This is a genomic window from Pseudomonas sp. TH49, from assembly GCF_016650625.1.
Lineage (GTDB): Bacteria > Pseudomonadota > Gammaproteobacteria > Pseudomonadales > Pseudomonadaceae > Aquipseudomonas > Aquipseudomonas fluorescens_H.
Map to the genome: position 1 here is coordinate 794,852 of NZ_JAEKFL010000001.1, position 22,336 is coordinate 817,187.

The window sequence follows — 22,336 nt, forward strand, 5'->3', positions numbered from 1 at the left end:
CTTGCCACCATGGCAAGGTCAAGTTCTGGAAAAAAATGCCGGGCTGGCAATCGGCGCTGCGCTCAGCCAAGCTGCGCACACCAATGACTCAAACTCAGGAGATTCAGCCATGCGCTGGTCAGCTTTCAGCCTGTTTGGCTTGCTCAGCCTCTTTGCCGCCCTGCCCCAGGCCAACGCGACCGGTGAGGATTACGCCGTTCTGATCATCTCGCGCGAGCGTCTGGAAGTGCCGACTCCCTGCGAGATTGGCGTGTACGTCAATGATGAACTCGCTGGGCGCCTGCTGCAGGAACAGACCACTTCCTTCAACCTGCCCCACGGGACGATTTCCATTCGTCTGAAACAGTTGCCTGGCCAGGTGCCGGGTTGCCAGGCAGGCATGCTCGCACCTCCCGCGCAGGAGATCTCGCTCAAGGCCGGCGATGTGGTGAAGTACCGGATCGCGGCAAATGCCAAAGGCTTGTACCTGCGACCTGCCGCCCTCGAATACTAAGCGAAACGCCAAATGTGGGAGCGGGCTTGCTCGCGAATGCGGTGTGCCTTTCAGCGATGATGTTGACTGACACAGCGCTTTCGCGAGCAAGCCCGCTCCCACATTGGTTTTGTGCTGAGTCAAATATTGGCGCTTGACCTTGCCCGCGTGGCAAGGTTGATCCTTGTAGGCATCTTCTACAGGGAGTAAGACCGATGTCCGATTCCATCACCTTCGACCTGCCGATTGCCGGCATGACCTGCGCCAGTTGCGCCGGGCGTGTCGAGCGGGCGTTGCGCAAAGTCAGCGGCGCCAGTGGCGTCAGCGTCAATCTCGCCACCGAACAGGCCCGCGTCCAGGCGCCGGGTGGCAGCTTGCCGGCGTTGATGGAGGCGGTGCAGCGCGCCGGTTACAGCGTGCCGCAGCAGACCATGGAATTGAGCATCGACGGCATGACCTGTGCCTCGTGCGTCGGTCGCGTCGAACGCGCCCTGAACAAAGTCCCCGGGGTGAAGAGCGTCAGCGTCAACCTCGCCAACGAACACGCACACCTCGAATTGCTCGGTCAGGTCGACCCGCAATCGCTGCTCGACGCGGTGAGCAAGGCCGGCTACTCGGCCAGCGTCTGGCAAGCCGATCACCCCACTACCGATAACCAGCAACAGCGCCTGCAACATGAACGCTGGGCACTGATCTGCGCCATCGCCCTGGCCTTGCCGCTGGTGCTGCCGATGTTGCTACAACCGTTCGGCATCCACTGGATGCTCCCGGCCTGGGCGCAATTCGCCCTCGCCACCCCGGTGCAATTCATTTTCGGTGCGCGGTTTTACGTGGCCGCGTGGAAAGCCGTGCGCGCCGGGGCCGGTAACATGGACTTGCTGGTCGCCCTCGGCACCAGCGCCGGTTATGGCTTGAGCCTGTACGAATGGGCCACCGCCGCCGGGCGCATGCCGCATCTGTATTTCGAAGCCTCGGCGGTGGTGATCGCCCTGGTGCTCCTCGGCAAATACCTGGAAAGCCGCGCCAAACGCCAGACCGCCAGCGCCATCCGCGCCCTCGAAGCCTTGCGTCCGGAACGGGCGATTCAGGTCATTGACGGTCGCGAGCAAGACGTGGCGATCAGCGCTCTGCGCCTGAATGATCAGGTGCTGGTCAAACCCGGCGAACGTTTCCCGGTCGACGGCGAAGTGCTCGAAGGGCAGAGCCACGCTGACGAAGCGCTGATCAGCGGCGAAAGCCTGCCAGTGCCAAAACAACCGGGCGACAAAGTCACCGGCGGTGCGATCAACGGTGAAGGTCGACTGCTGGTGCGCACCACCGCCCTCGGTGCGGAAAGTGTATTAGCGCGGATCATCCGTCTGGTCGAGGACGCTCAGGCGGCGAAAGCGCCGATCCAGAAACTGGTGGATAAAGTCAGCCAGGTGTTCGTGCCCACCGTGTTGCTGATCGCTTTGGCGACACTGATCGGCTGGTGGCTGTACGGCGCGCCCATGGAGACCGCATTGATCAACGCGGTCGCTGTGCTGGTGATTGCCTGTCCGTGCGCCCTCGGCCTCGCCACGCCGACGGCGATCATGGCCGGTACGGGTGTGGCTGCGCGTCACGGCATTCTGATCAAGGACGCCGAAGCGCTGGAACGTGCCCATGAAGTCGACAACGTGGTCTTCGACAAGACCGGCACGCTGACTTCCGGCACCCCGCGCATCGCGCATTTCAGTGCGCTGGATGGCGATGAAAATACCCTGCTGACACTGGCCGGTGCCCTGCAACGCGGCAGTGAGCACCCGCTGGCCAAAGCCGTGCTGGACGCTGCCGCCGAGCGCGGCTTGCAGGTGCCGGATGTCCGCGACAGCCAGTCCCTGACCGGGCGCGGCATCGCCGGCACGCTTGCCGGTCGGCGCCTGGCGCTGGGCAATCGGCGCTTGCTGGAAGAACGCGGTTTGAGCGCCGGCCACTTCGCCGAGTCAGCCAAGGCCTGGGAAAACCAAGGCCGGACCTTGTCGTGGTTGATCGAGCAAAGCCCAGAAGCGCGGGTGCTTGGATTGTTCGCCTTCGGTGACATGCTCAAGCCCGGCGCACTGCAAGCGGTACAGCAATTGGCCGCCCGAGGGATCCACAGTCATCTGCTGACTGGCGACAACCGTGGCAGCGCGCGCGTGGTGGCCGAGGCGCTGGGCATTGAAAATGTTCACGCCGAAGTGCTCCCCGCCGACAAAGCCGCGACCGTCGCCGAACTGAAGAAAACCGGTGTGGTGGCGATGGTCGGCGACGGCATCAACGACGCCCCGGCACTGGCGGCGGCCGACATTGGCATTGCCATGGGTGGCGGCACCGACGTGGCGATGCATGCCGCCGGCATCACCTTGATGCGCGGCGATCCACGGCTGGTGCCGGCGGCGCTGGAGATCAGCCGCAAGACCTACGCGAAGATCCGCCAGAACCTGTTCTGGGCCTTCGTCTACAACCTGATCGGCATTCCGCTGGCGGCGTTCGGCTTCCTCAACCCGGTGCTGGCCGGCGCGGCGATGGCATTGTCGAGCGTCAGCGTGGTGAGCAATGCGCTACTGTTGAAAACCTGGAAACCGAAGGATCTGGAGGAACAGCGATGAACATCGGCCAAGCGGCCCGGCACAGTGGCCTGAGCGCAAAGATGATCCGCTATTACGAGTCGATCGGCCTGCTCAAGGCTGCCCATCGCACCGACAGCGGCTACCGGGTCTACAGCGATGATGACCTGCACACGCTGGCGTTCATCAAGCGCTCGCGGGATCTGGGATTTTCTCTGGAGGAAGTCGGCAAGCTGCTGACCCTGTGGCAGGACCGGCAACGCGCCAGCGCTGATGTGAAAGCCCTGGCGCGTCAGCACATCGACGAGCTGAACCAGAAGATCCGCGAGCTCGGCGAGTTGCGCGACACCCTGCAGGACCTGGTCGAGCACTGCAACGGCGACCATCGCCCCGACTGCCCGATCCTCAAGGAACTGGCGTCGGGCTGCTGCGCGCAACCCGCCCGCGCCTGAGCGCCAGCAGCTTCACGGTCAACAGCGTACCCAGCGGGATGCCGTGGAACAGCATGACCACGGCACCCGGCGTCCACCAGCCGTAAAACGGCGCGGCAACCAGCATGCCGACGCCGAACCCGGTCATTTGCAGCAAGGTCAGGAAACTGAAAATCGGCAGGCGCAAATGCTCCGGTTCACGCTGCAGACGCGACATCAGGCTGACTTCGGAGAAACCGTCCCCCAGCCCCGCCGGCAGCGAAAACAGCAGCAGACCGTAAAGGCTGTGCTGCTGGAACATCAGGATAAAACCGCAGGACATCAACGCCACGCCGAAGAAATACCGTCGCTCCAGATCACGGTTATCCGTGCCTTTGAGGCGACTGGCAATCCGTGCGCCGAGCAGTTTGCCGCTGGCCCATACCGCCAGCATCAGGCCCAGCGTGGTGCTGGCCGAATCAGGGGTCAGCAGTTTGGAGATGATCGGGAATCCGACGTTGTGCGCGGCACTGCCCAAGGTGTCGGCCATGGTCACGGCAAGCATCGCGGCGATCACCGGAGCGCTGCGCAGGCCCTGCTTGAGAGCTGACCATTCGCCGCGTTCGCTGGTTGATTGCTCGCTGACTTCTGCAACGGCGAAGCGCAACGGCGCAATCAACAGCGCCGCCAACACATAGGTCAGTGCGTTGAGCGCAAACACCGTTGCGAAACCGAATGCCGCCACCAGCAAGCCGGAGACCAGACTGCCGCCGACCATCGCTGCGGATGACGCCGAGGTGATCCAGGCATTGGTTTTCAGTAGCTGCGCCGGGTCGATCAGCCTCGGCAACTGGCTGTTGAGGCCGATGGCGAACATCGAATTGCCAAAACCCAGGCCGAACGCGATTACCGGCAACAGCAGCGCCTGCTGGCTCACTGGCAGGATCAACAGCAGGCCAAGCAGCGCCGCGCGCAGCAGATCGAAGGCGATCAGCGGCACCCGGCCACTCCAGCGCCGATAGAAGCGCGTACCGATCAGACTGGCAAAAATCCCCCCGCCAACCCGGCTGGCGAGAAAGATCCCGACGCTCATGGCGCTGTTGCTCAGCAGGTAGACATAGGTAGCCAGCGCGACCATGTTGAGAAAGGCGCCGAAGTCGGAGATCAGCCGGGCGGTGATGATGAGGCGGGCGTTCACATTCAATCCTTGAGTGTGCGAGGGGCGACAAGATTCCCACACACATTCCAGGAACACCACAAATCCCTGTAGGAGTGAGCCTGCTCGCGATGGCTGTGTATCAGACAACACTCTTGCTGAATGACACACCGCCATCGCGAGCAGGCTCACTCCTACAAGGGATCTTCGGTGTTTCGGGCAGCCACAAAAAACCCGGCCGAAGCCGGGTTTCTGTTCAAGCGCTTACTGCATCCACGGTGGCGGCGGTGGTTCGTCGGACTTGCCCTTGGGCTCGTCATCCGCCGCACGGATCGCCTGCTTGCGCTCTTCGTCGAGACGCGCCGCTTCGATCTCGCGCAACACACCGCCAACGTCGGCCAGATCTTCCGGATCATCGAACTCACCGGTCAGCACGCTGTTGGGGTGCAAGGTGCCGGCTTCGTACAACGCCCACATTTCCTTCGCGTAGCGGGTCTGCTTCAGCTCCGGGGCAAAGCGCCCGAAGTACGACGCCATGTTGCCCACATCGCGCTCGAGCATGCTGAACGCGTGGTTGTTACCGGCGGCATCCACCGCCTGCGGCAGGTCGATGATCACCGGGCCGGTCGGGGTCAGCAGCACGTTGAACTCCGAGAGGTCACCGTGCACCAGACCGGTACACAACATCAGCACGATCTGCGAGATCAGGAACGCGTGATACTCGCGGGCCTGATCCGGCTCCAGCACCACGTCGTTCAGACGCGGCGCGGCATCGCCATACTCATCGGCCACCAGTTCCATCAGCAGCACGCCATCCAGAAAGTCGTATGGTTTGGGCACTCGCACACCGGCACCGGCCAGACGGAACAGCGCCGCGACTTCGGCGTTCTGCCAGGCGTCTTCGGTCTCTTTGCGACCGAATTTCGAGCCCTTGGCCATCGCCCGGGCCTGCCGGCTGTTACGCACCTTGCGACCTTCCTGATACTCGGCTGCCTGGCGGAAACTGCGTTTGTTCGCCTCCTTGTAGACCTTCGCGCAACGTAACTGGTTACCGCAGCGCACCACATAAACAGCTGCTTCTTTACCACTCATGAGTGGGCGCAGCACTTCGTCGACCAGACCGTCTTCGATCAGGGGTTCAATGCGTTTTGGAGTCTTCATCAGCTTTTATTGTGGGTCCTTTATTACCAAACACGCGAATGTCACTCGTTATACGGCAATCCTCGCGCTACGGGGAGGGGGTGCCGACCTGTGAACCCTATGGATGCACACACTGTGCCGAAATAATCGAGCTTTGCCGATCATAGCTGAGCCGGTTTGAAATGTTGGTAATCGGCGTCGAGGGCATTTGCGACAGAATCTGACATAGGCATTCATTTCCCCTGTGGGAGCGGGCTTGCTCGCGAAAGCGGTCTGTCAGACACAATGACGGCGCCTGACACGCCCCCTTCGCGAGCAAGCCCGCTCCCAGGGGATTGCGCTCAACGTTCGATAATTGCGGTGACACCTTGGCCGCCAGCAGCACAGATCGAGACCAGCCCCCTGCCCTTGCCTGCCGCATCCAGCAGTTTCGCCAGGTTCGCGACAATTCGCCCACCGGTCGCGGCAAACGGATGCCCCGCCGCCAGCGAGCTGCCTTTCACATTCAATCGACTGCGGTCGATCGAGCCCAGCGGCGCGTCCAGCCCCAGGCGCGTCTTGCAGTATTCGGGATCTTCCCAGGCCTTGAGCGTACACAGCACCTGCGCAGCGAATGCTTCATGAATTTCGTAGTAATCGAAATCCTGCAAGGTCAGCCCATTACGCGCCAGCAAGCGCGGCACGGCATACACCGGCGCCATCAACAGACCTTCGGCGCCGTTGACGAAATCCACCGCCGCCGCTTCGCCATCGCGCAGATACGCGAGGATCGGCAAACCACGTTCTTTCGCCCATTCCTCGCTGCCCAGCAGCACCACTGAGGCGCCGTCGGTGAGTGGCGTGGAGTTGCCTGCCGTCAGCGTGCCCTTGGCGCTTTTTTCGAAAGCGGGTTTGAGCGTGGCGAGTTTTTCCAGGGTCAGGTCGGGGCGCAGATTGTTGTCGCGGGTCAGGCCGAGAAACGGCGTCATCAGATCGTTGTGCCAGCCTTCGCTGTAGGACGCGGCGAGTTTGTGATGGCTTTCGAGGGCCAGTTGATCCTGTTCTTCACGGGGAATGTTCCAGGTCTGCGCCATCAGTTCGCAGTGCTGGCCCATCGACAGGCCGGTACGTGGCTCGCCATTACGCGGGAACTCCGGGATCAAGTGCCGTGGTCGCAGTTGCAGAAAGGTTTTCAGCTTGTCGCCGGTGGTCTTGGCGCGGTTGGCCTGCAGGAGGATTTTGCGCAGGCCTTCGCTGACGCTGATCGGCGCGTCCGAGGTGGTGTCGACGCCACCGGCAATGCCGCAGTCAATCTGGCCGAGGGCGATTTTGTTGGCCACCAGCAGCGCAGCTTCCAACCCGGTGCCGCAGGCTTGCTGGATGTCATAGGCCGGGGTGGCCGGTGACAGCCGCGAGCCGAGCACGCATTCGCGGGTCAGGTTCATATCCCGTGACAATTTAAGCACCGCACCCGCCACCACTTCGCCAATCCGCAGGCCGTGCAGGTTATAGCGTTCGATCAGGCCTTCAAGCGCGGCGGTGAGCATCACCTGATTGCTGGCAGTGGCGTACGGCCCGTTGGAGCGGGCGAAAGGGATACGGTTACCACCGATGATGGCGACGCGGCGCAGCTGACTCATGAAAAGCTCCTTTTCCAAATGGTCGAATTCACCTGAATCCTTGTAGGAGTGAGCCTTGTGGGGAGGGGATTCATCCCCGATGGGTCGCGTAGCGGCCCCACACATTGCAATCGCTATACATTGCGACTGCTTCGCAGCCGATCGGGGATGAATCCCCTCGCCACAGGTCACACCTACAGGGTTCAACGTTGTTTCTGAATTTGTGGTTGGCCACACAACCATCAGCGGCCAACTACTCTGCTGTTCTAGCGTAGGCCTTATTGTGTGGATCGAACGATTGATTGCCGTTGGTAGTCCACACTTTGAACCCCAACATTTGGAGAGCGTTCCATGTCTGACCGCTATATCGACTTCGCCAACTCATCCATCGGCCACCGTCTGGTCGGGGCTTTGGGCCTGCCGTCGCCGGTGCGGCTGGAACGCTGGCAGGCCGGACGCCTGCGGCCGGTGGACGGCGCGCTGCTGATCGGCGGCGGGCCGCTGGCCGAGCGGGTCAATGCGTTTGCCAACCGCCTGACCGATGCGATTTACAGCTACGGCACCGAACCGTCGCTGGCCACCGCGTGGATTCCCGGGCACGGGCCGAAACTCAAGGCCGTGGTATTCGACGCCAGCGATCTGCAGCACACCGACCAGCTCAAACAGCTGCGCGAGTTCTTCCAGCCGCTGATGAAAAATCTCGACAGCAGCGCACATCTGGTGATTCTCGGTCGCGCCCCGGAAACCCTGCGCGAGCCCTTCGCCTCCAGTGCGCAACGGGCGCTCGAAGGTTTTTCACGCTCGCTGGCCAAGGAGCTGCGCAGTGGCGGCACGCTGCAACTGATCTATGTCGGTGAGGGTGCCGAAGATCAACTGGAAGGCCCGCTGCGGTTTTTCCTTTCGCCGAAAAGTGCCTTTGTCTCCGGGCAGGTGATTCGCCTGAGCCCATGCGCCACGCCGGTCACCGATTGGACCCGGCCATTGGCCGGACGCAGGGCGCTGGTCACCGGCGCGGCACGCGGGATCGGCGCATCAATCGCCGAAACCCTCGCCCGCGATGGCGCCGAGGTGATTCTGCTCGACGTCCCCCCGGCCAAGAATGATCTGGAAGCCCTCGCCGCACGTCTTGGCGGCCGGGCGATCACCCTTGATATCTGCGCCGAAGATGCCGCCGCGCAACTGATCGAACAACTGCCGGACGGCCTCGACATTCTGGTGCACAACGCCGGGATCACTCGCGACAAGACCCTGGCCAACATGACCCCGGAATTCTGGGATGCGGTGCTCGCGGTCAACCTCAACGCCCCGCAAGTGCTGACCAAGGCTCTGCTCGACAGCGGCACCCTGCACGACAATGCGCGAGTGATTCTGCTGGCCTCGATCAGCGGCATCGCCGGCAATCGCGGACAGACCAACTACGCCGCGAGCAAGGCCGGCCTCATCGGTCTGGCGCAGGCCTGGGCGCCAACGCTGCACGAACGCGGCATCAGCATCAACGCCGTGGCCCCGGGCTTCATTGAAACCCAGATGACCGCGCACATTCCGTTCGCCTTGCGCGAAGCCGGGCGGCGCATGAGTTCGCTGGGCCAGGGCGGTTTGCCGCAGGACGTCGCCGAAGCCGTCGCGTGGCTGGCCCAACCGGGCACCGGCGCGTTCACCGGGCAGGCGCTGCGGGTCTGTGGACAAAGTGTTCTGGGGGCCTAGGCATGAGCATCGAATGGCACACGCTGGATCGCGAACCGAGTCTGCCCGGCCTGTATGCGCGGGCCGCTACACGACGCAAGATCACCGGCACCACCCTGCCCGACAGCGGTTTGCGCTGTTGGATCGACATCGACGGCAAGCGGCTGGCGGACTATCGCAAGGTCTGTGGATTTACCGATGACGGACTGCTGCCGCCGACTTATCCACACATCCTCGCGTTCGCCCTGCAGATGCAATTGCTCACGGCGAAGGAGTTTCCATTCCCGCTGCTGGGGCTGATTCACCTGAGCAACCGCATTCGCGTGTTGCGGCCGATGGGCGGGATCAGTCGCGCGCAAGTCAGTGTGCGGGTGCACAATCTGCAGCCGCATCCCAAAGGCGCGATCTTCGATGTGCTGACCACTCTCGATGATCAACTCGGGCCGCTGTGGGAAGCGGAAAGCCAGATGCTCTGTCGCGGCGTGAAACTCGACGGCGAACCCGTCGAGCAACGTTGGGAACCCACGCAGATCCTGACGCAGGTTGCGCAGTGGAAAGCACCGGCCGATATCGGTCGGCAATACGCCAAAGTCTCGGGCGACTACAACCCGATTCACCTGAGCGCCGCCAGTGCCAAGCTCTTCGGCTTCCCCACGGCCATCGCTCACGGTTTGTGGAACAAGGCCCGTACGCTCGCAGCGCTGAGTGATCACCTGCCCAAGGCCAACCTTGAGGTCAGCGTGTTTTTTCACAAACCGGTGCGTTTACCCAGTGAGGTGACTTTGCTGGCGAGTGCAGCAGGCTCCAGCGGTGAACTGCGTTTGATCGGTGCAGGCGACCTGGAGCACATGGTCGGTCAGTGGCAGCCGATTGCCTGATCGCTGAAGAGGGGGCTTTGTCTCCCTCTTCAAGGCCGGCCAAGCCTGTAAATTGTGTATATATCACTTAAGTTTTCACCCGCACGAGCCCTTTTCCGGCAACGCACCAAGCCTTGATTCTCAAGGCTTTTTTTTGCCCGTTTATACCTTGGGTATTAGTCCTTAGGTCCTGTACACCGCTATGTATATAAAGGCGTTAATACCAACTTGAGAATGGCGAGGATCCAGTCGCGCGATTGATATGAGCACAACGGACGGAGGCATTGCCGGCGCTAGAACCGGCGGGCCATCGAATACAACGAACGTTGTGACAGGTGCAAGGAACTCAATCATGAAAACTCAATTTGCGTGGTCCAAATCAGCAATCGCTTTGGCATTGATCTTCTCCCTCGGCCTCGCTGGTTGCAGCAGTGGCGGTGGCGGGCATCACAGCAGTTCCGGCAGTTCGTCTCCAGCCAGTGGTACGGCAGGAACGTCCGGGTCTTCGGGCAGCTCCGGTACAGATGGCACGAGCGGTACTGGCGGCACGGGCGGTACTTCCGGAACCGGCGGCACCGGTGGAACTGGCGGCACGACAGTGATTACCGGTCCGGTCGGGCCGACCGGACCTACAGGGCCAACTGGCCCGACAGGCCCCACCGGCCCCACCGGCCCCACGGGTCCAACTGGCCCGACTACCCCAACTACCCCGACCACCACTCCGGTAGTGACCAACTCGCTAGTGCAGGATGTCGGCAAAACCGTCGCCGGCGTCGGCGATGGCGTCGGCCAGATCGGCGACTCCCTGGGCACTGTTCCTGTCGTCGGTGGCGTCGTACAAAGCGCAGCCAACACCGCCGGCAACGTAGTCAGCACGTTGGGTAATGGCTTGACCAACGGCATCGGCAAGCTGGGAACAGTCGACAATGGCCTCGGTGTGACCGCTTCCTCGGTTGGCGGCGTGGTCACCGATGTCGGCAACGGCGTCTCTGATCTGAGCGGGAAACTGGCCACGGCGACCAGCAGCGTTCCGGTGGTGGGTGGCGTGGTCACCAAAGTCGCACCGGTGCTCAACGGCGTTGGCGAAAAAGTCACCATGCTCGGTGACACCCTCAGCACGGCAACAACGACCGGCCCACTCGGTTCAGTGACCAAGAGTGTCGGCAACGGACTGGTGCCGGTGATCGCCATGGTTGAAAGCACCACCGACAAAATCGGTGACACGACCGGGCTGGGCACACCGCTTAACGGTGTCCTGCAACAAGTCGGCGGCGCCGTAAACGGGCTGGGTACACAGGTCACCGGCACTGGCAATGGCAATCCCGTGACCAACACCCTCGGCGGCGCACTGAGCAACGTCGGCACCACGGTCAGCACGGCTGGCGGCCTGGTCAGCAGCGGCACAAGCACCGGTGGAGGCACGGGTGGCGGTCTTGGCGGAGGCCTCGGCGGTACCGGCCTGCTGCAAACCGTTGGCGGTGCAGTGGTCAACGTCGGCACAGGATTGAACGCAGGCAACAACAATGGTCTGGTGAGCGCAGGCGGCGTGGCCGGCGCATCGGCGGGCAACGTAATCGCCTCGCTCAATACCGTTCTGGGTGGTTCCGGTACACCGATAACCAGCACCACAGCGCCACTGGCAGCACTGGGCAGCAACGTCGGCGCCGCACTCAACCCGGTTACCACAGCAGTCTCCGGCCTGACCCAACAAGTCGGCGCCGCGACCGGCCTCGGCAGCCCGGTTGCCGGCCTGACCAATCAGGTAGGTGGCGCGGTCAGTGGTCTGGGCGGTGCAATCGCCGCAACGAATAATCCGGTAGGCACCGCAGTCGGCGGTCTCGTCAGTAACGTCGGCGCTACCGTTGGTGCGGTCGGCGGACTGGTCAGCGGCGGCACCACCACTGGAGGCACCGCAACCGGTGGCCTGGGTGGCGTACTCGGTGGCCTGACCGGCGCTCTTGGAGGTAACAAACGCTAAATTGCACCTGGCCGATTCGACGGCCTCACCTACAGCGCCTACGCTTGGTTGAGGGCGGAAGATTCCCACGAATCTTCCGCTTTTTTCTTAGGAAAAAAACAGCCCTGTGCTGCGACCTGACCACGGAGTGTCCTATGCGCGTAATGGCATCCCTGCTGTTCCTCAGTCTCAGTTCCGCCGCTTTCGCCGACACCCTCCCCAGCTTTCTCAACAGCAACGAAACCATTCGCAATCTGCCCGTGCCGAATCTGCCGGCCGATGCCTATCGCCCGGCCACCACCCCGGTGCAAGTGCCGGAACCCGGCGCGGCCAGTGCCCAGCCGCTGATGATGGAAACCAGAATCACCCTGAAGACGGTGCAGATTGAAGGCGGGACGATCTATCCGCTCGGCGAACTGGCCGAGATCTACAAACCCCTGATCGGTCACCAGACCAGCCTTGCCGACCTGATCGAAGCCACCCGCAACATCACCCGCCGCTACCAACAGGACGGTTATCTGCTGTCCTACGCGTTCTTGCCTCAACAAAAGTTCGACGACGGGGTAGCGCGGGTGGTGTTGGTGGAAGGCTACGTCAGGGATATCCAGATGCAGGGCGACGTCGGCCGGGTCAAAGGCCTGCTCGATAAACTGGCGGCGAAGATCCAGGCCGAACGGCCGCTGACCCGCAAGACCTTCGAGCGCTATACCACACTGATGACCCGCATTCCCGGAGTGACGGTACAGGCCCAGGTGCCTCCGCCCGGCACCACCGACGGTGCCACGACCCTGGTCGCCCAGGCCAGTCGCAAACCGTTCACCAGCACCCTGAGCACCACCGAAGACAATCGTAACGGCACTCAGGCATTGCTCGGCGTGAGCAGCAACTCGCAAACGGCCATGGGCGAACAACTGACCCTCAGCGGCCTGTTTCCGCCAGGGCACGACGCAGAGCATTACTATCGCCTGGACTACAACCAGTTCCTCAATAGCGAAGGCACCCAATTGAGTCTGTTTGCCTCGCGCTACCGTGCCGATCCGGGCACCAACGTGCAACTGGATAACGGTCTGGAACTCAAGCCGCATCAGGAAGACGATCGCTACTCTATCGGTTTCAGTCACCCGATCATCGCTTCGCCCAACGAGTTGCTCAGCGCCGGCGCAAGGCTTTATGCGGTCGACGATACCACCCGCTATAACGTCGTCGGCTACCCCTTGAGTGTCGAAGAACGCACCGACATCCGCGCCGTCGCCATCGAAGGTGACTGGCGCAAGTCAGACGCCCGGCAACTACGGATTCTCAGCGCGGGCCTGTACCAGGGCATCGACGGCATGGGCGCGCACACCAATAACCCGGATCTGGATATCAACTTTTTCCGGATGCGCCTGTCCGGCGTACAGAGCGACAAGTTCTTCGACAACTGGCAGGGCGTGCTGTCGGCGGCGCTGTACTGGAGTGATGACACGCTGCCCGACAGTGAGCGTGCGGTGTTCGGCGGGCAGAATTTCGGCCGTGGCTACCCGGACGATCAGGCGTCGGGGGACAAGGGCTGGGGGGCGGCCTACGAGGTCAACTACAGCTTCAACCGCGACGGCAAATGGGTGCGCATCCTGCAGCCGTACGTGGTGCTGGACCGTTCGAAAACCTGGTTCAACAAACTGGCGGTGCAGAGCAACGACCTGTCATCGGCGGCCGTCGGCCTGCGCTTTGGCGATGCCAAGTACTACAACATTGCGCTGGAAGCGGCCAAGCCGATGGCCGATGAAGCACTGGACACCTACAACCGCCGGATGAGGTACAGCATCAGTTTCAGCTATCAGCTGTAGGAAATCAGATCAATCAACTGAGCGGACAGACCGCTTGCTCTCACATTGCAGCGCACATCCCTGTGGGAGCGGGCTTGCTCGCGAAAGCGGTGGATCAGCCAGCATTTTTGCCGACTGACACTACGCCTTCGCGAGCAGGCTCGCTCCCACAGGTTTTACGCGATGTGGATCAGAACGCGTAACGCACCTTCGCAGTAAAGCTGTCGGAGTCGAAACCGCTCGAAGTCAGATAGTTGTAAGAACCGCCGACGCTCCACGCGCCCATCCGGTAGTTGGCGCCCAGACCCAGTTCATAACTGTCACGCACCGGTGTGGTACCGCGGCTGACGGACGACTCACCACCCAGCACGAAGGCCGAAGTGGTGCTGACCTTGTCACCGATGAAGTCATGCCAGGCCATCAGCTTGGCTTCCGGTTCCAGGCTACCGCTGCCAACGTCGAACGCTGCAGCCAGGCGTGCACCGACGCCCATCTCACCGACTTCGTAACGCTGGCTGCCGACGTTGAGCGACGCCGAGCTGCCCTTCTCGCGATAGGCATCCATGCCCACATTGGCATAGCGTGCGCCGACCTGGGGTTCCAGCACCACATCAGGCATCAGCCGCAGGCTGTAACCGGCCAATGCGCTCATGCCAAATACGTCACTGTCGTAATCCGCCTTGGCCCGAGTGCCGGCGATGTAACGTCTGGATTCATTGTCGTTCCAGCCGTACATCAGCGACGAGTCGACGAACCAGTTGTCATGCACCCAGTTGCTGTACAACGTCAGCGCATGACCAGTGACTTGGGTCTTGTTGCCCAGATCGGACTTCACATCGGTATCGAGGTAGCTGTAGGCCAAACCCAGCGTGGTATCGGCATTCAACTGGCCATCGGCACCGACCGCGATCCCGTGGCTGTCGGCGTCATAACCGGCGACACCGCGACGCTCATCCTGATTGGCATCGCTGCTCAGGGCTTGCAGCCACACGCCTTTTTCCGGGGCTCCGGTGGCTGAACGCGCGCGACTGGAGCGATCATTGATCACGCCCGAGACCAGCGTCTGGCTGTTGGTGGCCGCGTGAAGTACACCGCGGCTGACATCCGGGTTGAGGGATTCACCCAGTCGCGCCAGCTCGACATCGGTGCCGGCATTGGCGAAGGCCTGGAATACCGGATCCTGCTCGTCGAGGCGCGCCAGCAGCGCCGACACATGCCCCACCTTCGTCGCCGCATTACCACTGCCACCGACCGCCAGCGTGTTCTCGGCCAGTTCCTCGCTCGACTTGGTCGTCACCACACTGGTGATGTCGTTGCCGACCACGCCAAAGCTCTTGACGTCCAGCAGCGCGGAGCTCGATGTCACGCTCAGGTTGTTGCCACCCACCAGATTGCCCGAGCTGATCAGGGTGTAGCGGGTACCGCCGGGGGTTACGCGAAAATCACTGGAGCGAGCCAGCAGGCGCAATTGCGCGCCCGGGGCAATATCGGTGGTGCCGGTGACTTTCAGCACCGGCAACGCCGGATTGGTGTCGTTGCCCAGGTACATCTCCAGCACCGAGTTGGACTCTTCCATGTCGAAGTCGCCGATGAAGGTGGTGTGAGGCTTCATCAGGGTCAGCGTGCCCTCTTCGATGGTGACGTAGCCGGAGCGGATGGTTGAGCCGTCGAAAGTCGCATCGCCGTCAACCTTGACCCCGGACAACCCGAGCAGATCACCCTTCACAGCGCCGCCATAAAAATAGAAATAGCTCGCGCCGTCATCGACCTGGATCGCCGCCTTGCCCCCCTCGATCAACCCGTTCATTTGATAGATGCCAAAAGGCAGGGCGCCACTGGTCTGGTCGCTGACATGCACACCGATATCCTCGCCGGAGATGGTTCCGCCGTTCCATAGTGCGGTGGCGTTGGCACCTACTGGACCGCTGAACTTGACCCCCTCGAATACCAATGCCTCGGCATTGGCACCGGTTGCACGGATTGTCCCCGTGTTGTTGACCGACAGGCTCAGCGTCGCGCCGTCGAGCAAAACGCCCAATGCGTCGGTACCGCTTGCGCTGATGGTGCCTCGGTTGCTGAGCCCGGTCATGCTGGTATGTACCAGCGACAGGCCGCTGGCAGTCTGGCCGCTGACGTCGATGCTGCCGCTATTGACCAATGAGTTGCCCAGCGTGCTGCCGAGATCGGAAATACCGGTGGAAGTGCCAGCGTCAGGCAACCCGTGAATCGCAATGGAGCCATTGTTGATCAGTGCGCCGGCGATATGGCTCGCCACCGCACCGGCAGAGTTCAGGCTGATGCCCACGCCGAATTTGGCACCGTCAATCCGGATGTTGCCGTTGTTACGCAACTGGTCTGCATTCAGCCCCGCGAACTGCGCGCCGTAGGTCAGCGTCGCCGGTGAGCCGGGAGCGATCGTCCCGTTGCCGCTCAAGTCGACAAGACCCAGGTTCTGCAGATTGCTGTTCAGCGATCCGCCGCTCAAGTCGTAATTGAGGTTGGCGCCGGCCGCTGCTGCGAGGGAGGCGTGCAACGTGGCGGCGGTGATGGAGAGCGCCAGCAGGGAGCGGCGCAGGCATGCGATATTCAAGTGAGAATCCCTTCCAGAACAAAACAGTTCAGCAGGGTTCACACATTCATGATGGCATCCCTACCGGCCAGCCAGAGAGAACCGGCGAGGCGCGGGGGAATTTACAGGAGCCATCATTTAGACACCATCAAAATGTCATAGGATTGGCGCCAATAATCAAAGAGCTGGTGAAAGGCGCAAGGCGCGTCAGCCGACATTTACCTTGGGAATGGGAAACAGATTGTTCAGCGTCTCAAGCAACCTGACGTGATAGATCGGCTTGCGAAACAGATCCAGCACCTGCAAGCGCAGCATGTCGCTGACATCTTCCATATCCGCATGCCCGGACGTCACGATGACCGGCAAATGCTGACGCGACGTGTGCTCGCGCAAACGCTTGATCAGCGACATGCCGGACTCCTCCGGCATGCGCAGATCCGTAATCACCAGCGCAATATCGGGATGCCGGGTCAGATGGTGCAACGCAAGCTTCACCGATGTCGCGGTAAGGCAGACAAACCCCTCGCCCTCCAGCAACTCCGCCAACTCGAGCAACGCGTCCTCTTCATCGTCAACCAGAAGCAACTGTTGGCGCGGGATCGAGGAAGCAGTCATGGGCAATACCTGAAAACCGAGGGTGGAACAGAGTGTAGTGCGACAGTCGCCAAGTGCGAGTTTTATCCCGCTCAGGGCGTGGGTGCCGTTACCGCCGTACCACCCAATGCCACCAGCAGATTATTGAACATGATCAGCACTCTGGCACCGACGGGCGTGACAAAGACCACCACCACGACCGCTACCATCGCGACCACGATTGCATACTCGATCGCCGAGGCAGCTTCGGTACTGGAGAAAAAGCCCCGGGCACGCATCTTCAAGTACTCAAAGAACATCACCGTTCTCCTCAGGGATTGGCAGCGCGACTATGGTGTTGCACGGGTTTGCGCGGTGCCACCCAGTCCGACCAGAATATCGTTGAAGTACTGCAGGACGCGGTTGCCCAGTGGTGTCACAAACGCCACGACGACAACGGCAACCATGGCCACCACTATCGCGTACTCAATTGCCGACGCCGCTTCTTCGTTCTTCACGAACAGCCGGGTTCTGGCCACCATATAGTCGATGATCATCTGAAACATACGTCCACTCCTTTGCGCCTCTGGCGCCGCTAACGCTACAGCGGCAAAGCCTCCACCGTGCTATCTGAGCATTGTCAACAAACCTCCGGTCAACAACTGTAAGAACGGATTAATCACAAAGAATTAATCAGTTGGTCGTGACGCTTAGTTCAACTGTTAATTGGCGAATGCTCATACTTTAGTGAGTTATTTTCCGGCCAGTAATGGCGTTTTGGCTTGGATCAGCTAGCTTGGAAATAGCGAAATAGTTGCATGTTCATAGCTGCCTGAATGCGAAATTCCCTTGTCAGGAAATACGGGCTTGTAGTGCAGCAGGAAAGGGAGAGCCGTCATGAACAGTCGCATCACCATGGGCCTTGCAGCATTACTTCTGCTGGGAGCAATTTTTGTCGGCTATTGGGGACTGGTGCTCAGTCGTCAACCGGCGCCTGTTGCCGAAGCGCCCGCCGCCCCGGTCGCCACTGTTGAAAAAACCGTTGCCGTCGCCGAAGACCAGACCCGTCAACCCGTGGTGGTGCTGCTGCACGATGTGCCGCCGTTCACCTCACTCACTGCCGCCGACGTGACCGTGGAAAAGCTGCGCAACGCACCGGCCGGCAGCCTTAAAAGTGTCGATCAGGTCGTTGGCCGCAAACCCTGGCGGCCGCTGTCTGCCGGCACCTGGCTGAACGACGAAAGCTTCGACGCCGGCGGTGCTCTGGCCCGCATGATCCACAGCGATGAACGCGCGCTGACCGTGGCAATCGATGAAGTGATCGGCGGCGCCGGGCAACTGATTCCCGGCGACTATGTCGATGTGCTGCTGTACCTGCGTCAGGACAGCAGCAACCTGCAACAGTCGGCGCAGGTTGTCGTGCCCGCCCTGCGCGTGCTCGGCGTCGGTGACCAATACGGCTTGACCAACGACGGTCAACCCGCCACACCGGCCCTGAGCAGCGACGACAAAATCAAACAGGATCAACGCCGGATCGCCGCGCGCACCGTGGTGCTGGCGGTGCCCGAGCAATTGCTGAGCCGGATGATGCTCGCCACCCAGGTCGGCACCTTGCGGCTGGCCGTGCGCAGCAGCGAAGAACAGCGCCTGGCCAAATACTGGGCCGGCGAAACGCAGTCGCCGGCGCACCTGGACAACGCCAACAGCCAACTCTTCCAGTTCACCCAACTGGCGCTGGGCAGCGGCCCGAAAGCGCCATCCAGCGCTGAACACGGCGCTGCGCGCAAAGCGATGGAAGTGATTCGCGGCAATCAGATTTCCCAACAAGCCCCATGACTGAGCAAGGATCCAAGTGCATGCAGAGTCGATTCAGGCCGATATTAAAACCTGTACTCCGGGCCTTGATACTGACGGGACTGTCGATGAACGCGGCCTTCGCGGCCACGGGCAATTGCTCGGCGCTTTCCCGCATGCCCCCGGTGATCGAGATCGGCGAAGGATTCCAACAGGACATCCAGTCGCCAGTGACGATCACCCGCGTGGCAATCGGCGACCCGAAAATCGCTGACGTGCACGACACCGGTCACTCATCTTTTCTGCTGACCGGGGTCGCCCCCGGCGCCACCAGTCTGATGGTCTGGACGTCATGCTCCAGCGAACCCCGCCAGAGCATGGTGTTTGTTCAAGGCAGCGCCACCGCTGCCTTGACCAACGCCAGCCGGATGCCTTCCGATGATCCGACGCTGCCCTCGCAAGTGCAGACCGACATTCGCTTCGTCGAAGTCAGCCGCACCAAACTCAAAGAAGCCACCGCCTCGCTGATCGGCACCCGTGGCAATTTCCTGTTCGGCTCCCCGGGTACGCTGCCGCCCATCGACGGTGTACCGACCCCGAAACTGCCGGTGGACAACACCCTGTTCAACTTCTCGTGGATCGGCGGCAAGACCATGGCGATCATCAACGCCCTGGAAAGCAGTGGCTTCGCCTACACCCTCGCGCGGCCGAGCCTGGTGGCACTGAGCGGGCAGAGCGCGAGCTTTCTGGCCGGGGGTGAAATCCCGATTCCGGTGCCCAGTTCCGGCAGCGACAACGTGTCGATCGAATACAAGGAGTTCGGCATCCGCCTGACCCTCACCCCGACCGTCATCAGTCACGACCGCATCGCGCTGAAGGTCGCACCGGAAGTCAGCGAACTGGATTTGAGCAACGCCGTGCAAATCGCCGGCACCACCGTTCCGGCCCTGACCATTCGCCGCACCGACACCAGCGTCTCGCTGGCCGATGGCGAAAGCTTTGTGATCAGTGGCTTGATCAGCACCACCAACAGCTCGCAGGTGAACAAGTTTCCGGGGCTGGGCGATATCCCGGTGCTCGGTGCCTTTTTCAAAGGCTCGCAGATCAAGCGCGAAGAGCGCGAACTGCTGATGATCGTCACGCCGCATCTGGTACAGCCACTGGCGGCCGATGCGCAACTGCCGTCGCTGCCGGGGGAAAAACTGCGCAACTACGACCCGAATTTCTACCGCATGTTCTTCCTCGAAAACGGCAACTTCGACAAACGCAGCGGGTTGTCGCAATGAGCCAGAGCCTGAGCCAGACCTTCCTTGCGATCACCCGCAACAGCACCGATCTGGAGTGGCTGCAAAGCGCCCTCGCCCCCCTCGGTCAAGTGGTGAGTGCCGGTGGCGGCAGCCTCGACGAACTGCTGGCACTGGTCGACGTGACCTTTGCCAGCCTGGTGTTCGTCGGCCTCGACCGCGAGCACGTGGTGGCGCAGAGCGCACTGATCGAAGGCGCGCTGGAAGCCAAGCCGATGCTGGCGATCGTCGCGCTGGGCGACGGCATGGACAATCAACTGGTGCTCAATGCGATGCGTGCCGGTGCCCGGGACTTCGTCGCCTATGGCTCGCGCTCCAGCGAGGTTGCCGGACTGGTGCGCCGGTTGAGCAAACGCCTGCCACCCGTGGCACCCAACACGCAACTGGGCGGCCTGACCGTGATGTACGGCGTGCAGAGCAGTTCCGACGGCGCGTTGCTGGCCAATCACATGGCGCTGGTGGTGCAAAAGAGCGGGCAGCAAACCTTGCTGCTGGACCTCGGCCTGCCCCGCGGCGACAGCCTTGCCCTGTTGGGGCTGGAGAGTTCGTTTCACTTCGGTGATGCCTTGCGCCACTTGCGCAGACTCGACGCCACACTCATCGACAGCGCCTTCACCAGCGCCGAAGCGGGCCTGCGGATTCTCGCCTACGCCAGCAACGACGAGCCACTGGAAAACACCAGCGCCGCCGAGCTGTATATGTTGCTCAGCGCGCTGCGCCAGCACTTCCAGCACATCGTCGTGAACCTCACCGGGCAAGCCGACAGCGAAGCATTGCGCACCTTCGTCAGCCACTGCGACAAGCTGCTGTGGTACACCGATCAGAACGTGCTCAACTGCCGCCGCAACCTCGCCGTGCTCAACCAGTGGCGCGAAAAAGGCATGAAACTCGATCATGGACGCCTGCTGATCGACCGTTATCTGAGCAACGTGGCGCCGAGCTCGGAAACCCTCGGCAAGACCTTCAATCTGGAAGTCATTGCGGTACTGGCGTTCAACCCTGAAGTGCGGCTCAACGCGAAAAATCAGGGCGTGAGTCTGTTCGAACTGGCGCCCCGGGAAAAACTCACCCAGAGCCTGCGCACCCTCGGTGAACGCCTGGCCAAACGCTCCGAGGGTCTGGCCAAACCGAAAGTCACCTGGTTCGACCGCTTGCGAGGTTCCTCATGAGCGCGGAAAAACTCTTCGGCGCACCGCAACGCGCAGGTCTCGGCAACACCGATCACGAAGGCCTGAAACTGGTGCTGCACCGCTACATCATCGACGCCATCGAAGAGTCGGGGAGAAACCTGCTGGAAGGCTCGCGCCAGCAGCTGGCGCAATTTGTCACCGACAAGGTCGCCGAATACATCGCCCGTTTGCACCTGGCGATTTCCCGCTATGAGATGGAGCGGCTGGCCGAAGAAATCGTCGACGAACTCACCGGCTTCGGCCCACTGGAGGTGTTGCTTCGCGATCCGTCGGTGACCGAAATCCTGGTCAACGGCCCGCATCGGGTATTCATCGAACGCGACGGCGTGCTGCATCAAAGTGACTTGCGCTTCATCGACGCACACCACGTCGAACGGGTCATGCAGCGAATTCTCGCACCGCTGGGGCGACGCCTCGACGAGTCTTCACCGATGGTCGACGCACGCCTCCCGGACGGCAGCCGGGTCAACGCGATCATCCCGCCGATCGCTCTCGACGGCCCGTGTCTGTCGATCCGGAAGTTTCGCAAGGACATGCTCAAAAGCACCGACCTGATGGCCATGCAGACGATCGACATGGCGATCTTCGACTTCTTCCAGGACGCCGTGGGCAAGCGCTGCAACATCCTCATCAGCGGTGGGACCGGCACCGGGAAAACCACGTTGCTGAATATCCTCAGCCAGCTGATCAACCCTCATGAGCGTCTGGTGACCATCGAAGACGTCGCCGAATTGCAACTCGGCCACCCGCACGTCGTGCGCCTCGAAACCCGTCCGCCGAATGCCGAGGGCCACGGCGAAGTGAAGGCCAGCGACCTGATCCGCAACGCCCTGCGGATGCGTCCCGACCGGATCATCCTCGGCGAGATTCGCGGCGTCGAAGTGGTCGACGTGCTCACCGCAATGAACACCGGCCACGACGGTTCGATGAGCACCGTGCACGCCAACAACGCGCAGGATGCCTTGCTGCGACTGGAGACGCTGGTGGGCCTTACCGGCCGCACGATCGCCGAACGCACCTTGCGCCAGATGATCTGCGCGGCGCTCGACGTGGTCATTCAGTTGACCCGCATGCCCGACGGCCGCCGCTGCGTCAGTGAAGTGGTGGAAGTGGTCGGTATCCGCGAGGACGTCTACGTCACCAACACCCTGTTCCGCCTCGACCGTCGCACCGGTTTCGGCTTCCTGCGCGAAGCCGTCAACCCGGCCGGCGACAAGTTGCGCAACGACGCCCATCCGGGCTGACGGCAAGGAGCACCGAG

18 protein-coding genes are annotated in these 22,336 nt (G+C 61.8%); 11 read left to right on the plus strand and 7 right to left on the minus strand.

What is annotated here, in order from left to right:
• The first annotated feature begins 109 nt into the window (after window positions 1-109).
• The 3 genes from JFU48_RS03750 to cueR all read left to right on the plus strand — a co-directional run bounded on the left by JFU48_RS03750 (window position 110) and on the right by cueR (window position 3,491).
• A complete protein-coding gene (locus tag JFU48_RS03750; RefSeq protein ID WP_003221355.1) occupies window positions 110-493 on the plus strand; it encodes a hypothetical protein in 384 nt (127 codons plus the stop codon).
• Between the two features lie 194 nt (window positions 494-687).
• Window positions 688-3,081, plus strand: coding sequence for a heavy metal translocating P-type ATPase (locus tag JFU48_RS03755; protein WP_201135880.1), 2,394 nt, complete (start codon window positions 688-690; stop codon window positions 3,079-3,081).
• Entirely contained in the window at window positions 3,078-3,491 is a 414-nt protein-coding gene (cueR, locus tag JFU48_RS03760) for a Cu(I)-responsive transcriptional regulator (protein WP_007962968.1), read from the plus strand. Before JFU48_RS03755 ends, cueR begins: the two co-directional genes overlap by 4 nt.
• Here cueR and JFU48_RS03765 read toward each other — a convergent pair.
• The 3 genes from JFU48_RS03765 to JFU48_RS03775 all read right to left on the minus strand — a co-directional run bounded on the left by JFU48_RS03765 (window position 3,445) and on the right by JFU48_RS03775 (window position 7,364).
• Complete coding sequence (locus JFU48_RS03765) at window positions 3,445-4,647, minus strand: MFS transporter (protein ID WP_201135881.1); 1,203 nt, start codon at window positions 4,645-4,647, stop codon at window positions 3,445-3,447. The genes cueR and JFU48_RS03765 overlap by 47 nt on opposite strands.
• Window positions 4,648-4,869: 222 nt before the next feature.
• Window positions 4,870-5,766, minus strand: a complete 897-nt coding sequence (locus tag JFU48_RS03770; RefSeq protein ID WP_003221347.1) for a PA4780 family RIO1-like protein kinase — start codon at window positions 5,764-5,766, stop codon at window positions 4,870-4,872.
• 320 nt (window positions 5,767-6,086) lie between these two features.
• Complete coding sequence (locus JFU48_RS03775; protein WP_045122277.1) at window positions 6,087-7,364, minus strand: acetyl-CoA C-acetyltransferase; 1,278 nt, start codon at window positions 7,362-7,364, stop codon at window positions 6,087-6,089.
• Between the two features lie 330 nt (window positions 7,365-7,694).
• On the opposite strand from JFU48_RS03775, the gene JFU48_RS03780 reads away from it, so the two are divergent.
• From JFU48_RS03780 to JFU48_RS03795, 4 genes are all read left to right on the plus strand, one after another.
• Entirely contained in the window at window positions 7,695-9,047 is a 1,353-nt protein-coding gene (locus tag JFU48_RS03780; RefSeq protein WP_201135882.1) for a 3-oxoacyl-ACP reductase, read from the plus strand.
• A 2-nt stretch (window positions 9,048-9,049) separates the two neighbouring features.
• Window positions 9,050-9,904, plus strand: a complete 855-nt coding sequence (locus JFU48_RS03785; RefSeq protein WP_201135883.1) for a MaoC family dehydratase — start codon at window positions 9,050-9,052, stop codon at window positions 9,902-9,904.
• Window positions 9,905-10,235: 331 nt separating this feature from the next.
• Entirely contained in the window at window positions 10,236-11,861 is a 1,626-nt protein-coding gene (locus tag JFU48_RS03790) for a collagen-like triple helix repeat-containing protein (RefSeq protein WP_201135884.1), read from the plus strand.
• 134 nt (window positions 11,862-11,995) lie between these two features.
• The gene (locus JFU48_RS03795; RefSeq protein WP_201135885.1) at window positions 11,996-13,666 is read left to right on the plus strand and encodes a ShlB/FhaC/HecB family hemolysin secretion/activation protein; all 1,671 of its coding nucleotides are present in this window, start codon (window positions 11,996-11,998) and stop codon (window positions 13,664-13,666) included.
• A gap of 169 nt (window positions 13,667-13,835) precedes the next feature.
• On the opposite strand, the gene JFU48_RS03800 is transcribed toward JFU48_RS03795, so the two are convergent.
• The 4 genes from JFU48_RS03800 to JFU48_RS03815 form a co-directional block, all read right to left on the minus strand.
• On the minus strand, window positions 13,836-16,235 hold the full coding sequence (locus JFU48_RS03800) for an autotransporter family protein (RefSeq protein ID WP_201135886.1): 2,400 nt from the start codon (window positions 16,233-16,235) through the stop codon (window positions 13,836-13,838).
• A 186-nt stretch (window positions 16,236-16,421) separates the two neighbouring features.
• A complete protein-coding gene (locus JFU48_RS03805; RefSeq protein ID WP_201135887.1) occupies window positions 16,422-16,829 on the minus strand; it encodes a response regulator in 408 nt (135 codons plus the stop codon).
• 71 nt (window positions 16,830-16,900) lie between these two features.
• Complete coding sequence (locus JFU48_RS03810; RefSeq protein WP_003221332.1) at window positions 16,901-17,107, minus strand: Flp family type IVb pilin; 207 nt, start codon at window positions 17,105-17,107, stop codon at window positions 16,901-16,903.
• Between the two features lie 30 nt (window positions 17,108-17,137).
• Window positions 17,138-17,353, minus strand: a complete 216-nt coding sequence (locus JFU48_RS03815; RefSeq protein WP_003221330.1) for a Flp family type IVb pilin — start codon at window positions 17,351-17,353, stop codon at window positions 17,138-17,140.
• A gap of 331 nt (window positions 17,354-17,684) precedes the next feature.
• On the opposite strand from JFU48_RS03815, the gene cpaB reads away from it, so the two are divergent.
• From cpaB to JFU48_RS03835, 4 genes are read left to right on the plus strand one after another with little or no spacing between them, the layout of a single operon-like run.
• Window positions 17,685-18,623, plus strand: coding sequence for a Flp pilus assembly protein CpaB (gene cpaB / locus JFU48_RS03820; RefSeq protein ID WP_201135888.1), 939 nt, complete (start codon window positions 17,685-17,687; stop codon window positions 18,621-18,623).
• 20 nt (window positions 18,624-18,643) lie between these two features.
• Window positions 18,644-19,867, plus strand: coding sequence for a type II and III secretion system protein family protein (locus tag JFU48_RS03825; protein ID WP_045122276.1), 1,224 nt, complete (start codon window positions 18,644-18,646; stop codon window positions 19,865-19,867).
• A complete protein-coding gene (locus JFU48_RS03830) occupies window positions 19,864-21,054 on the plus strand; it encodes an AAA family ATPase (protein ID WP_003221323.1) in 1,191 nt (396 codons plus the stop codon). Before JFU48_RS03825 ends, JFU48_RS03830 begins: the two co-directional genes overlap by 4 nt.
• On the plus strand, window positions 21,051-22,319 hold the full coding sequence (locus JFU48_RS03835; protein WP_003221319.1) for a CpaF family protein: 1,269 nt from the start codon (window positions 21,051-21,053) through the stop codon (window positions 22,317-22,319). Before JFU48_RS03830 ends, JFU48_RS03835 begins: the two co-directional genes overlap by 4 nt.
• The last annotated feature ends 17 nt before the right edge of the window (window positions 22,320-22,336 follow it).

Bases quoted from the DNA above. Each gene is read 5' to 3' on its own strand.
- JFU48_RS03750 (WP_003221355.1), top strand. From the start codon at position 110: ATGCGCTGGTCAGCTTTCAGCCTGTTTGGCTTGCTCAGCCTCTTTGCC.
- JFU48_RS03755 (WP_201135880.1), top strand. From the start codon at position 688: ATGTCCGATTCCATCACCTTCGACCTGCCGATTGCCGGCATGACCTGC.
- cueR (WP_007962968.1), top strand. From the start codon at position 3,078: ATGAACATCGGCCAAGCGGCCCGGCACAGTGGCCTGAGCGCAAAGATG.
- JFU48_RS03770 (WP_003221347.1), bottom strand. From the start codon at position 5,766: ATGAAGACTCCAAAACGCATTGAACCCCTGATCGAAGACGGTCTGGTC.
- JFU48_RS03775 (WP_045122277.1), bottom strand. From the start codon at position 7,364: ATGAGTCAGCTGCGCCGCGTCGCCATCATCGGTGGTAACCGTATCCCT.
- JFU48_RS03780 (WP_201135882.1), top strand. From the start codon at position 7,695: ATGTCTGACCGCTATATCGACTTCGCCAACTCATCCATCGGCCACCGT.
- JFU48_RS03785 (WP_201135883.1), top strand. From the start codon at position 9,050: ATGAGCATCGAATGGCACACGCTGGATCGCGAACCGAGTCTGCCCGGC.
- JFU48_RS03790 (WP_201135884.1), top strand. From the start codon at position 10,236: ATGAAAACTCAATTTGCGTGGTCCAAATCAGCAATCGCTTTGGCATTG.
- JFU48_RS03795 (WP_201135885.1), top strand. From the start codon at position 11,996: ATGCGCGTAATGGCATCCCTGCTGTTCCTCAGTCTCAGTTCCGCCGCT.
- JFU48_RS03805 (WP_201135887.1), bottom strand. From the start codon at position 16,829: ATGACTGCTTCCTCGATCCCGCGCCAACAGTTGCTTCTGGTTGACGAT.
- JFU48_RS03810 (WP_003221332.1), bottom strand. From the start codon at position 17,107: ATGTTCTTTGAGTACTTGAAGATGCGTGCCCGGGGCTTTTTCTCCAGT.
- JFU48_RS03815 (WP_003221330.1), bottom strand. From the start codon at position 17,353: ATGTTTCAGATGATCATCGACTATATGGTGGCCAGAACCCGGCTGTTC.
- cpaB (WP_201135888.1), top strand. From the start codon at position 17,685: ATGAACAGTCGCATCACCATGGGCCTTGCAGCATTACTTCTGCTGGGA.
- JFU48_RS03825 (WP_045122276.1), top strand. From the start codon at position 18,644: ATGCAGAGTCGATTCAGGCCGATATTAAAACCTGTACTCCGGGCCTTG.
- JFU48_RS03830 (WP_003221323.1), top strand. From the start codon at position 19,864: ATGAGCCAGAGCCTGAGCCAGACCTTCCTTGCGATCACCCGCAACAGC.
- JFU48_RS03835 (WP_003221319.1), top strand. From the start codon at position 21,051: ATGAGCGCGGAAAAACTCTTCGGCGCACCGCAACGCGCAGGTCTCGGC.